General features: G+C 68.9%; 6 protein-coding genes and 1 pseudogene. 5 read left to right on the plus strand and 2 right to left on the minus strand.

Annotation, left to right across the window (positions count from 1 at the left end; genetic code table 11):
* Positions 1-15 precede the first annotated feature (15 nt).
* Positions 16-2,403 (minus strand): serine/threonine-protein kinase, encoded by a 2,388-nt coding sequence (locus OEB96_RS37220; RefSeq protein WP_266221642.1) that lies wholly within the window; start codon positions 2,401-2,403, stop codon positions 16-18.
* 137 nt (positions 2,404-2,540) lie between these two features.
* Entirely contained in the window at positions 2,541-2,972 is a 432-nt protein-coding gene (locus tag OEB96_RS37225; protein ID WP_266221643.1) for a hypothetical protein, read from the minus strand.
* A gap of 164 nt (positions 2,973-3,136) precedes the next feature.
* Here OEB96_RS37225 and OEB96_RS37230 point away from each other — a divergent pair, with 164 nt between their 5' ends.
* The 5 genes and pseudogenes from OEB96_RS37230 to OEB96_RS37250 all read left to right on the plus strand — a co-directional run.
* Positions 3,137-5,101: a hypothetical protein gene (locus OEB96_RS37230; RefSeq protein WP_266221644.1), complete on the plus strand. Its 1,965-nt coding sequence runs from the start codon at positions 3,137-3,139 to the stop codon at positions 5,099-5,101.
* Between the two features lie 171 nt (positions 5,102-5,272).
* Positions 5,273-6,130 (plus strand): hypothetical protein, encoded by an 858-nt coding sequence (locus tag OEB96_RS37235; RefSeq protein WP_266221645.1) that lies wholly within the window; start codon positions 5,273-5,275, stop codon positions 6,128-6,130.
* Positions 6,131-6,455: 325 nt separating this feature from the next.
* Positions 6,456-9,632, plus strand: a complete 3,177-nt coding sequence (locus OEB96_RS37240; protein ID WP_266221646.1) for a hypothetical protein — start codon at positions 6,456-6,458, stop codon at positions 9,630-9,632.
* Between the two features lie 145 nt (positions 9,633-9,777).
* Complete coding sequence (locus tag OEB96_RS37245; RefSeq protein WP_266221647.1) at positions 9,778-11,616, plus strand: hypothetical protein; 1,839 nt, start codon at positions 9,778-9,780, stop codon at positions 11,614-11,616.
* A gap of 101 nt (positions 11,617-11,717) precedes the next feature.
* A pseudogene (locus tag OEB96_RS37250) lies at positions 11,718-13,398 on the plus strand (hypothetical protein); the annotation flags it as partial.

Here is a 13,398-nt window from a genome sequence, read left to right on the forward strand (position 1 = left end):
TGAGGGCGTAGGGCCTCAGTCCCTGGCGGTGCGCCAGATCGCGTCGGCCCGCTCGCGCACCCGCTCCTGGATCGCCTGGAACTCGGGGTGGTTGCGCAGCGGCACGATGGCGGGGCAGGACTCGAACCAATCGGCGTCGACCAGCACTCCGCCCGCGTCGGCCATGGCGAGCTGACGCATCGCCAGCTCGCGTGCCCCTCGCCAGGAGAGCAGCTCCACCGCGAACTGCCGCAGCGCGGTCCGGAACCGGGGGCTCGACTGGCGCACGGCGACCTGGTCGAAGCGCTGGCTCAGCTCGTCGTCGGAGTGCTCGGGCTCGAGCGCGTCGCGCAGCAAGGTGGCAATCGCGGCTTGTGCTCCTTCGGTCCTCCACTTGAGCTTGCGCGCGCGCTCGATCTCGCCGTGCCACACGGAGATGCGAAACTCGAACAGCGCCCGGGCGAACGGGATGTCGACGGGCGAGCGTGCGAGGCGAGACAGCTCGGCCTCGTAGGCCGCCCGGTCGCCGCGCAGGGCGTAGTGCCGCAGCACGGAGAAGTTGGCCTGGTGCAGGGTGGGATCGAGCTCGTGGGCCAATTGGATGTGCCGCACCCCCTCGGCCGAGCGCCCGGCGTCGCACTGCAAGAGTCCCAGGTACTCGTGGGCGGCGGCGCAGGTGGGTGCGGCCTCGAGGGCCGCGTTGAGCTGCCGAGCGGCGGCCGCGAACTCGCCGTGGCTCACGTGCAGGCGCGCCGCGGCCAGATGGCTCTCGGCCAGCTCGGGAGCGCCGGAGAGGGCAGCCAGCACGGCCGCGCGCGAGACCTCGCCCCAGTCGACCTCGGTACGAGCCGACGGCAGGAACCAGCGCTGCACCGCGGCGTCGGCCCGAGCCGCGAGCGCGAGCGCGAAGGTGGGCGCGCGCTCGAGCGCCTGCTCGAACAGGGCGATCGCCTCCTCGAGGTTCTGGCCGCTGATGTCGGCCACGCGAAGGCGCTGGCGGCCGCGGAGGTACAGCTCGACGGCCGCGCCTGGAACCCGCCCGCGCTCGTTGCTCACCGAGAGCTCGACCCGCAGGCCCTCGGCCACCCGCTTGGCCATGCGGTCCTGGAGCTCGAACACGTCCTGGAGCTCGCCCTCGAAGCGCTCGCTCCAGCTCTGGAATCCGGTCTCGACGTCGATGAGTCGCGCCACGATGCGAACCGTGGTGCCGGCACACTGGACCGAGCCATCGATGATCGCGTCGACGCCGAGCGCACGACCCACGGTCCGAGCGTCGCGCTCGCGATGCAGCTGGCTGGTGGCGCCGCTCCCGGAGACGCGCAGCCCCTTGGTCATGGCCAGCAGATCGACCAGCTCGTCGGTGAGGACCTCGGCGAGGTAGGCGTCGTCGTCGGGCCCGCGGTAGCGAAACGGCATGACCGCCAGCGCCCGTCCGCCGGGGGAGGTCGAGAAGAACGCATTGGTGCCGACGACCGATGCACCCAGCGATCCGATCATGCTCGAAGCCGCGTTCGCCACCATCGGCGAGTTGGGCCAGGACTCGTCCGGTCGCGTCTCGACCGTGCCCATCGCGGCCAGCTCCTGGGCAATGGTGGCGGCGCTCGGGGGCCGCTCGTCGATGGACTGGGACAGGCAGCGGACCACGAGCGCGGCGAGCTGGTCGGGCGTCGGTACGTGCTCGCGAGGGTCGGGCACCCGCGTGAGCCGAGCCATGGCGATCTCGGTGCGGCTCGAGCCCTGGAAGGCCGACTTCCCGGTCAGCAGCTCGTAGAGCAGGATGCCCAGCGAGTAGAGGTCGGCGCGATGATCGATGGGCGCCCCGACCACCTGCTCGGGCGACATGTACATGATGGTGCCGGCCAGCGGCTGACGGCTCCCGAGCACCTCCGCTTCTTCCAGCACGGTGCAGGCCACGCCGAAGTCGGTGATCACCACGCGTCCGGTGTCGTCGACGATGACGTTCGCTGGCTTGAGATCGCGGTGGATCACGCCCACCTCGTGGGCGGCTTGCAGGCCGAGGCAGACCTGCCGTCCCAGCTCGATGACCTCGTCGGGCGGGAGCCGTCCCTGCTTGGCCAGTCGCACGCGGAGACTGTCGCCGCCGACCAGCTCCATGGTGATGAAGTGCACTCCCTCGAATTCACCGAGGTCGAAGGTGCGGGCCGCGTTGCGGTGGGTGACTCGCCGAGCGAGACGCACCTCGCGTGCAAAGCGCTCGGTCGACTCGCCGTCGGGCAGCGAGAGCAGCTTGAGCGCGATGTCCTCGTTCACGACCGAGTCGTGCGCGGCGTAGACCGTGCCCATGGCGCCGCGTCCCAGACAGCGGTCGATGCGATAGCGGCCCCCGAAGAGCTCCCCCAGCACGGGTCCCGCGTCCGACGCGGTGGCGTCGAACGTGTCGATCTCGTGAGGTAGGTTGCCCAATCGTCACGATGATACCGCGGTGCAGTCGCAATGGGACGCATCGTTTGCGCCACGAAGGAATGCCGGGATTTCAGGCGATCGACCCACCTGTCGGTACGGGATCGAGCGGGCTCGCAAAGGCGCACGGGGTCGTCGGCCTAGCGAAGCACCCCGCCCATGCGCCGCTCGGTGCGACGCCGCCGGGCGTCGGCCCTCAGGGCCGACAAGCCGAGGGCATAGATGGCCCAGAAGGCGATGCCGACCCCCATCCCCTGGAGCGAGCTGCTGATGACCGGAGCCTCGGCCTGGATCGAGCGTAGCTCACCCGCGGCCCGCACCGCCGTGAACGAGAAGAACAGGAACAACGTCGTGGCCCCCATGGCTCGGAGCACACCGACCCCGGAGATCCGCTGCTGACGATTGATGCTCGGGCGCCCCCACTCCATGGCCTCGAGCAGCAGTCGCATCCATGCCCCGAGCATGGGGAACAGGAGCAGACCGGAGATGCCGGCCAGGCCCGGCACGGCCTGTCGCAGCTGCTCGATGGGCAGGGCCACCTCGCCAGGCAGGAATGCGAGCAACCAGGGCACCGGGGCGCAGCCTACCAGCCCACCTGCGTCCGGACGAGCGCGCGGGGCCTGGCCACCCGACCGGCGTGGGCAAGGGCCCGCCGCCCGGTTGCGGTGTAGCGGCGGCTGCGCGATCAGACGATCTCGATTGTGGCTGCGAAGCCGATCTCGTTAGGATCGATGCGATGGCTTGCCCCAAGGTGTTCCTCCGATCGGCCCTCGCATTGGCGGGTGGCGCCCTTCTCACTGCGTGCCCGGGAGATCCGATCGTCCCCAGTGACACCGATCCGGGTACGTCGGGCTCGACCTCGGACACGGAGGCGACGTGTGCCCCGGGACAGACCCAGACCTGCCCGTGCCCCGGTGGTGAAGGGACGCAGGTCTGCCAGGTGGACGGATCGGCCTTTGGCCCCTGTGATTGCAGCGGACTCGACAGCGGAACGTCGGGCGAGCCGGATCCCGCGACGGGGACGACGGCGGAAGACACCACCACCACGGGACCGCTGCCGTGTACGTCGGACGAGGAGTGCACCGACGTGGCCCAGGGCGAGTGCGAGGAGGGCGTGTGCGGCGAGGACGGGATGTGCGTGGCGCAGCCCGTCGAATTCGGCACTCCTTGCGGCAGCGCGACGGCCGACGAGTGTACGGCTCCCGATTCCTGCGACGGCGACGGCGTGTGCGCGGCCAACGACGTGGAGGATGGCCTGGCGTGCAGCACCTGCGCCACGGGCCAGTGCAACTGCTCGGCGGGCGCGTGCGGCGAGTGCAACGTGTTCGCGCCGACCAACAACTTCATCACGCCCAAGTCGCTCGAGGGCTGGGAGCTGACGGGGAGCTGGGGCCTGTACCGCCAGTCGCCGAGCAGCCAGATCGATGGGCCCACCAACTTCATCGGCCAGGTGATGGGCACGGACGGCAACCGGGTTCAGCCCTACCCCGGGGGCGAGGTCGAGGTCTCGTATGCACGCACGCGGCCGTTCCCGCTGCCCGAGATGATCGCGTTCCTGTCGTGGAACGTCGACGAGGGCGGTGGGCTGTCCGACAACAAGACGGTGCGGGTCTCGGTCGATGGCGGCACCACGTGGGACACGCTGGTCGACTGCGCGGTGGATCCGAGCTGGGCGATGTGTCAGCCGTCGATGGATCAGGATCCGGCCGTGTTCGACCTGGTGCAGATCCCCGTGCCCATGGGGTTGTGGGGCCAGGAGGGCATCGTCGAGTTCGGCTACGACTCGGGCGACGGCTGCTGCGGGTTCGAGAAGGGCTGGTTCATCGACTCGCTCAACGTGGCCACCGAGTGCCGCTGCCAGGACAACAGCGACTGCGCCGACGTGACGGGGCAGTGCGGCACGGGGCTGTGCGCGCCCTCGGGTGAGTGCGCGCTGCAGCCGATGCCGGCCGACACCGCCTGCGGGGACGCGTTCGACAACGACTGCAACGGCGCGGACACCTGCGATGGGGTGGGCTACTGCCGGGACAACGTGCAGCCCACGGGCCTTGCCCTGTGCGGGGACTGCCCGGGCGGCGGGGTGTGTGCGTTCTGTCAGGCGGGCCAGTGCATCGACTGCCTGAGCTTCTCGGACTTCGGCGACTTCAACGATCCGAGCTCGGTGGCGGAGTGGACGGTGAGCGCGACGGTGGGCACGGCCGACTGGGGCCTCTACGACGCGGCGCCGCAGAACCAAGCGGCAGGCCCGGTGCCGTTCCCCAACGCCCCGGTCTACGGCACCGACGGCAACCGCAACCCGCCGTATCCCGGTGCGGAGTCCGAGTCGTCGAGCGTGCAGACCGGCGACGGGGTGGTGCCCGCGATGCTCACCTTCCTGTCGTGGCACGTGGACGAGGGCGGCGGCTTCTACGACAACAAGATCATCGAGCTGACGGTCGACGACGGCGCCTCCTGGACCACGCTGGTCAACTGCACGACCTTGCCGGCCGGCATGCCGTTTTGCGAGTACGAGGACGACGGCCGGCTGGGCACCGACTGGGATCCGATCCAGATCGACACCTCGGCCTGGGCCGGGATGACGGGGCGGCTGCGCCTCTCCTACATCACGGGCGACAGCTGCTGTAGCTTCGAGCGCGGGTGGTTCATCGACGACCTCAACGCGTTCTCGATCTCCTGCAACGACGATCCCTTCCCGCCGTAGGTCGGGCCGGTCGGTGGAGTCTCGGGCGGGCGAGCCGGCCCTGGGGGAGCGTAGGCCCGGTAGCGGAGCCCACCCCCGTAGCGCCGGCCGTGGGATTTCCGACGCTGCGGGGAGGTCCGAGGGGTCCGTGGCCCTTGCGTGACGTCGCGCCGCGGCGGACCATCGATCGCCATGATGCGCTCGCTGGTTCCCCTCGCGTTCCTGTGTGTTGCGGCCTGTGCCGAGCCCGAGACGCCGCTGATCCTGACCGGTGAGCGAGGCGCGTGCGGCTCGGTGGTGGAGGGCTCGAGCCCCGGGCAGGTGGAGTGCCCCAGCGAGTGCCCGATCGCGGTGCAGGCCTATCGCGTGGTCAACTCGCGCTCGTGCGAGCGCTCGAGCCAGAAGTACGTGGCTTGCATCCGCGCGGGCGGGTCGGGTCAGCCGGGCGCGGCGCTGCTCGACACCCCGGATGGGCCGATCTTCGTGGACGACCCGGCGTTCGACTGCAGCGGTGACGATGGCTGCGCGGGGGTGAGCACGTTCACCGCCGACCGCTGGGTGGGGTGCGACGATGCGGACGAGGGTGCGTGCGCCTGCGCGTGCACGGGGTCCGGCGATTGCCCGTTCGACCGGTTCTCGGAGGTGCTGGGGAGCTGCGGCCTGGCCACGCCGTGCGAGCCGCTGAACGCCGACACCGATCCGACCGAGGAGCAGCTGCAGTGCTACCTGGACCAGCTGGCCAACGGCAACGCAGTGCGGCTCGAGCTCGACGTGAAGTCGACCAACGACGTCACCGGCGAGACCCGGGCGGTGCGCCGGATCATGGCGTCTTCGGGTCGTGATGCCTATGTGGTCGACTCGGCCGCCTACGACGCCCCTTCGTTGCACTGCCAGCTGCAGGGCCCGAGCTTCTTCTTTGGCTGCGACCCCGACGAGCCGATGGACGTGAACTTCACCAACGCCGACGGCATGATCGAGCGAGGGCCTTGTACGGATCCGCGGGCGTGGATCAGCAACTGCGAGGGTGCGGAGCCGGTGTGTCCGGGGTAGGGATGATTGGGCACGATTGGGCCCAACTGAGCACGAGTTGCATGACGTGACACCGTCGGGTCCGACGAGGCACGGTTGGGCGAGATCGCACGAAGATCGTTGACCGGTTGGACGATGATCATGAAGGCTGCTCGCCAACATGATGTGTCGTACCGTCAGCGTTCCGTCCCTCGCCCTCCTCGCATCGCTCGCTCCGCTGTCACAAGGTAGCGCCGCCGTACCCCGAGCCACCGACGGGCTCTCGTCGGGGGGAAAGGGGATTCCGGGTGGGGGGGTGTCGCCGGTGCGGATCAATGAGATCCGTATCGAGGAGGCTGGCGGGGGGATGGATGACGAGGAGTACTTCGAACTCGTTGGGCCACCGGGAACATTGCTCGATGATCTCACCTATCTCGTCATCGGCGACGGCCCCGGTGCGAACTCCGGGATCATCGAAGCGGTCGTCGACCTCGACGGCGAAGTGATCCCCGCGAGCGGTCACTTCGTGGTCGCGGAAGGCTCCTTTTCGCTCGGAACGGAGGATCTCCAGTTGGCCCTCAACTTCGAGAATGGCGACACGGTGACCCACATGCTGGTATCGGGCTTCATGGGTGATATCGGCGACGACATCGATGCAGACGGCGACGGCATCGCCGAATTACTTCCGTGGACCTCGGTCGTCGATGTGGTGGCGATCGTCGACCCTGGGAGCTCCATCGATCCCTACGGTCCAGGCTCCGGGGTCTGCATGGCAGGGCCCAACTGCCAGGAGGTCACCCAGGGCCCTCCGAGTCACATCTTCCGCTGCGGCGATGCGACGGGCCCGTGGCAGCTCGGCACCCTCACCGTCAATGGCATGCCTCCAGAGGACTCGGCTGGCGCTCCCAACCTTTGCGCCTGTGGCGATGGGATCCTGGTGACGGGCGAAGACTGCGACGACATGGGTGAGTCGGCCTCCTGCAACGCCGATTGCACTCCGGCCGGCTGTGGCGACGGCGTCGTCAACATGATCGCCGGCGAGGCCTGTGACGACGGCGGGGAGTCCCCCGCCTGCAACGCCGACTGCACTCCGGCCGGCTGTGGTGATGGCGTCGTCAACATGGCCGCCGGCGAGGTCTGCGACGACATGGACGAGTCCGCATCCTGCAACGCCGATTGCACTCCGGCCATCTGTGGTGATGGCGTCGTCAACATGACCGCCTTCGAGGTCTGCGACGACATGGGCGAGTCCGCATCCTGCAACGCCGATTGCACTCCGGCCGGCTGTGGCGACGGCGTCGTCAACATGACCGCCGGCGAGGCCTGTGACGCCATGGGCGAGTCCGCATCCTGCGACGCCGACTGCTCTCCGGCCGGGTGTGGCGACGGCATCGTCAACATGACCGCCGGCGAGGCTTGCGACGACATGGGCGAGTCCGCTACCTGCGACGCCGACTGCACACCAGCCACCTGTGGTGATGGCGTCGTCAACATGACCGCCTTCGAGGTCTGCGACGACATGGGCGAGTCCGCATCCTGCAACGCCGATTGCTCTCCGGCCGGCTGTGGTGATGGCGTCGTCAACATGGCCGCCGGCGAGTCCTGTGACGACATGGGCGAGTCCGCTACCTGCGACGCCGACTGCACACCAGCCACCTGTGGTGATGGCGTCGTCAACATGACCGCCTTCGAGGTCTGCGACGACATGGGCGAGTCCGCATCCTGCAACGCCGATTGCTCTCCGGCCGGCTGTGGTGATGGCGTCGTCAACATGGCCGCCGGCGAGTCCTGTGACGACGGCGGGGAGTCTCCCGCCTGCAACGCCGACTGCACTCCGGCCGGCTGTGGCGACGGCATCGTCAACATGGCCGCAGGCGAGGCTTGCGACGACATGGGCGAGTCCGCTACCTGCAACGCCGACTGCTCTTCGGCCGACTGTGGCGACGGCGTCGTGAACATGACTGCCGGCGAGGCCTGCGACGGCATGGGCGAGTCGGCCTCCTGCAATGCCGACTGCACTCCGGCCGGCTGTGGTGACGGCGTCGTCAACATGGCCGCCGGCGAGCAGTGCGACGACATGGGCGAGTCCGCCACCTGCAATTCCGACTGCACACCCGCCGCCTGTGGCGACGGCGTCACCAACACGACCGCCGGCGAGGCCTGTGACGACGGCGGGGAGTCCCCCACCTGCAACGACGACTGCACGCCGGCCGGGTGCGGCGACGGGATCGTCAACGCGCCGGCCGGCGAAGACTGCGACGACATGGGCGAGTCGGTCACCTGCAATGCCGACTGCACCATGGCGACGTGCGGTGACGGCATCATCAACATGTCCGCCGAGGAGGACTGCGACGACGGCGGTGAGTCGGCCTCCTGCAACGCCAACTGCACACCGGCCGCATGCGGCGACATGGTGGTCAACACCACCGCCGGCGAGACCTGCGACGACGGCGGGCGCACGGGCTTCTGCGACGTCGACTGCACCGCGGTGACCTGCGGCGACGGCCTGGTCAACATGACCGCGGGCGAGCAGTGCGACGGCGACGGCATGGGCATGCCGGGCGAGACCACCACCTGCGACCTCGACTGCACCGACGCGATGTGCGGCGACACGGTGGTCAACGCCACCGCGAGCGAGGACTGCGACGACGGCGGCGAGTCGGCCACCTGCAATGCCGACTGCACCACGGCGACGTGCGGCGATGGTCAGGTCAACGTCGCGGCGGGTGAGGACTGCGACGACGGCGGCGAGTCGGCCACCTGTGACCTCGACTGCTCGCCGGCCGAGTGCGGCGACATGGTGGTCAACAACATGGCGGGCGAGACCTGCGACGACGGCGGGCGCACGGAGATCTGCGACTCCGACTGCACCGTGGTGACCTGCGGGGACGGCTTGGTCAACATGGCCGTCGGCGAGCAGTGCGATGGCGACGGCATGGGCATGCCCGGCGAGACCGCCACCTGTGACGACGACTGTACCGATGCGCACTGCGGCGACATGGTGGTCAACGTGACCGCGGGCGAGGACTGCGACGACGGCAGCGAGTCGACCACCTGTGACGACGACTGCACCCCAGCCGAGTGCGGCGACGGAACGACCAACGTGACCGCCGGCGAGGACTGCGACGACATGGGCGAGTCCGAGACCTGCAACGACGACTGCACCATGGCCGAGTGTGGCGACGGCACCATGAACACCACCGCCGGCGAGGAGTGCGACGACGGCAATACCGACGACGACGACGGGTGCTCGTCTTCGTGCTTGCTCGAGGAGGACGACACGAGCAGCGGTGGCAGCAGCGACTCCGGCGACTCCGGCGGTGGTACGGGCGTGATGACCACCGGTCCGATCTCCACCACCACCGAGGGTGCTTCGACCGGCGAGGAGACCGACACCGAGACGGCCGGCGCCGTGGGCGGGGTGCTCGACGACGGCTGCAACTGTGTCGCCGGGAGCGGGGGCCAGCGTCGCGGCGGCATGCTGTGGTCGCTGCTCGGCCTGCTCGGCCTGGGTGCGTTCCGCCGGCGAAGCTCGCGGTCGTAACCCCGAGCACGGATCAGTAGTTGGGAGGAGTGCCGACCTGGTCCGCATGGGCCAGGCACGGTTGGGATACGAGTGACACGGTTGGGCGAGAACACACGAAGATCGTTGACGGGCTGAATGATGATCATGAAGGCTGATCGTCAACATGATGCGTCGTACAGTCAGCGTTCCATCCATCGCCTTCCTCGCATCACTCGCTCCGCTGTCACAGGGCAGCGCCGCCGTGCCTCGACCCGCCGGCGGGCTCTCGTCGGGGCAAGGGGGCATGCCGGGTGGTGTGGCGGCCGTGAGGATCAACGAGATCCGCATCGACGATCCTGACGGGGGCGACCCCAACGAGTACTTCGAACTCGTCGGGCCTCCGGGGACGCTGCTCGATGGTCTGACCTACCTCGTCATCGGCGACAACCCCGGCGGAAACTATGGGTTCATCGAATCCGTCACCAGCCTCGGCGGGCAAGTGATTCCGCCCAGCGGCTTCTTCGTGGTGGGTGAGGGCTCGATGACGATCGGTGTGCCCGACCACACTACTGGGCTCGATTTCGAGAACAATGACACGGTGACCCACATGCTGGTGTCGGGTTTTACCGTGCTGTCTCAGGACATCGACACGAACAACGACGGCATCGCCAACAACGTCCTTCCGTGGACGAGCGTGGTCGACGTGGTGGCGATCGTCCACCCTTCGAGCAACGACTTCCCCTACGGCCCCGGCTCCGGGGTCTGCGTGGCCGGACCCAACTGCCAGCAAATCACCCAGGACCCGCCCAGTCACGTCTTCCGCTGCTCGGACGGCACGGGCTCCTGGCAGCTCGGCACCCTCGCCATCAACGGCGTGCCTCCCGAGGACTCGCCGGGCTCAGCCAACCCTTGCACCTGCGGCGACGGAATCCTGGTGACGGGCGAAGAGTGCGACGACATGGGCGAGACGGCCGGCTGTGACGCCAACTGTACGATGGTCGAGTGCGGGGATCTCACCATCAACTCGATGGCCGGGGAGGAATGCGACGACACCGATCTCGACGGAAAGACCTGCACGAGCCAGGGCTTCGACGGCGGAACGCTGGGCTGTGATGCCATCACGTGCGAACTCGACACCACGACATGCTTCGTATGCGGCGACGGACTCATCACCGGTGAACCGTGCGATGGCGACGGCATGGGCATGCCCGGTGAGACCGCCACCTGCAACCTCGACTGCACCGTGGCCGTCTGTGGCGATGGCATCGTCAACACGACCGCCGGTGAGACCTGCGACGACGGCGGGCGCACGGAGACGTGCGATTCCGACTGCACCGTGGTGACCTGCGGCGACGGCTTGGTCAACATGGCCGTCGGCGAGCAGTGCGACGGCGACGGCATGGGCACGCCCGGCGAGACCACCACCTGCGACGACGATTGCACCGTTGCGGTCTGCGGCGATATGGTGCTCAACGCGACCGCGGGCGAGGAGTGCGACGACGGCGGCGAGTCGGCCTCCTGCAACACCGACTGCACGACCGCTGCGTGCGGCGACGGCCAGATCAACGCCACCGCCTTCGAGGACTGCGACGACATTGGTGAGTCCGAGATCTGCGACGACGACTGCACCATGGCCGAGTGTGGCGACGGCACCCTCAACACCACCGCGGGCGAGGAGTGTGACGACGGCAACACCACCAACGACGACGGATGCTCGTCCGCATGCTTGCGTGAGGAGGACGACACGAGCACCGGTGGCAGCAGCGACACCGGCGACACCGGCGGTGGCACGGGCGTGATGACCACCGGCCCGGCCTCCACCGGCCCGATCTCCAGTACCACCGAGGGCGCTTCGACCGGCGAGGAGACCGACGCCGGGACGGGTGGCGCCGTGGTCGGGGCGGGCGACGGCTGCAACTGTGTCGTCGGAAACGAGGGCCAACGTCATGGCGGTATGCCGTGGTCGCTGCTCGGCCTGCTCGGCCTGGGTGCGATCCGCGGCCGCCGAAGCTCGCGGCCATAGCCCGGCGTGCCGTCATTGCTCCAGGAGTGGCCCATGATGGGCCGTGCAAAGAGCGTTGACCGGTCGGCCGATGATCGGGATAGGCTACGCGCGCCATCGCCATGCGCCTTACCGTCAGCGTTCCTTCTCTCGCCCTCCTCGCCGCTCTCGCTCCGCTGTCGCAAGGCAGCGCCGCGGTCCCGATCCCCGCCGACGGTCTGTCGTCGGGTGGAGCGCCGCAGGGTGGACCGCCGGCCTCGCCGGTTCGGATCAACGAGATCCGCATCGATCAGCCGGGCGCGGACAACGATGAGTACTTCGAGCTGGTCGGACCGCCCGGCACGCCACTCGATGGGCTGACGTATCTGGTGATCGGAGACGGTGGCGGCGGCGGCAACGTCTCCGGGTTCATCGAGGCAGCCGTCGGCCTCAACGGCCAGGTGATCCCGCCGAGCGGCCACTTCGTGGTGGCAGAGGGCTCGTTCTCGCTCGGGCCGAGGGACTTCCAGTTCGCCCTCAACTTCGAGAACACCGACACGGTGACCCACGTGCTGGTGTCGGGGTTCACCGGCGCGGTCAATCAGAGCATCGATCTCAACGTCGATGGCGTGGCCGACGTGTTCCCCTGGGCCTCGGTCGTCGACGTCGTGGCGATCGTCCACCCACCCAGCCCCGACTTCGCCTACGGACCAGGCGCGGGGCTCTGCGTGGCGGGGCCCACCTGCCAGCAGGTCATACAAGACACGCCCGGCCATGTCTTTCGCTGCGCGGACGGTACGGGCCCGTGGCAGCTCGGCACCTTCGCCGTGGGCACGTCGGACTCGGCGGGCGCACCCAATCTCTGCGCCTGCGGCGACGGCGTCCTGGTGATGGGCGAAGAGTGCGACGACATGGGCGAGTCGGCCGCCTGCGACGCCAACTGCACGTTCGTCTCCTGTGGCGACGGCGACTTCAACATGGCCGCCGGCGAGCAGTGCGACGACGCGGGCGAGTCCGCCTCGTGCGACATCGATTGCACGCTGGCGATCTGCGGCGACCTCACGATCAACCCCACCGCCGGCGAGACCTGCGACGACGGCATGGCCACGATGACCTGCAATGCCGACTGCACCGCGACCAGCTGCGGCGACGGCATCGTCAACATGGCCGCCGGTGAGCAGTGCGATGGCGACGGCATGGGGATGCCGGGCGTGACCCCCACCTGCGACGACGACTGCACGCTCGCCGTGTGCGGCGACGCGGTCCTCAACGGGCTCGCGGGTGAGATCTGCGACGACGGCGGCGAGTCGGCGCTCTGCGACACCGACTGCACCCTGGCCACGTGCGGTGATGGACTCACCAACATGACCGCCGGCGAGGCCTGCGACGACATGGGCGAGTCCGCCTCCTGCAACTTCGACTGCACACCGGCCCTGTGCGGTGACGGCATCGTCAACATGGCCGCCGGCGAGGCCTGCGACGACATGGGCGAGTCCGCCTCCTGCAACTTCGACTGCACACCGGCCGGCTGTGGCGACGGCATCGTCAACATGGCCGCCGGCGAGGTCTGCGACGACATGGGCGAGTCCGCCACCTGCAACGTCGACTGTATCCCGGCCCTGTGTGGCGACGGCGTGGTCAACATGACCGCCGGCGAGGCCTGTGACGACATGGGCGAGTCGGCCTCCTGCAACTTCGACTGCACCTTGGCCGGCTGTGGCGACGGCATCGTCAACATGACCGCCGGCGAGACCTGCGACGACATGGGCGAGTCCCCGACCTGCGATGGCGATTGCACCGCGGTCGTCTGCGGCGACGGCACCA

It is taken from the genome of Paraliomyxa miuraensis, assembly GCF_026337845.1.
GTDB classification, from domain to species: Bacteria; Myxococcota_A; Polyangia; order Nannocystales; family Nannocystaceae; genus Paraliomyxa; species Paraliomyxa miuraensis.

Bases quoted from the DNA above. Each gene is read 5' to 3' on its own strand.
- OEB96_RS37230 (WP_266221644.1), top strand. From the start codon at position 3,137: ATGGCTTGCCCCAAGGTGTTCCTCCGATCGGCCCTCGCATTGGCGGGT.
- OEB96_RS37235 (WP_266221645.1), top strand. From the start codon at position 5,273: ATGATGCGCTCGCTGGTTCCCCTCGCGTTCCTGTGTGTTGCGGCCTGT.
- OEB96_RS37240 (WP_266221646.1), top strand. From the start codon at position 6,456: ATGGATGACGAGGAGTACTTCGAACTCGTTGGGCCACCGGGAACATTG.
- OEB96_RS37245 (WP_266221647.1), top strand. From the start codon at position 9,778: ATGATGCGTCGTACAGTCAGCGTTCCATCCATCGCCTTCCTCGCATCA.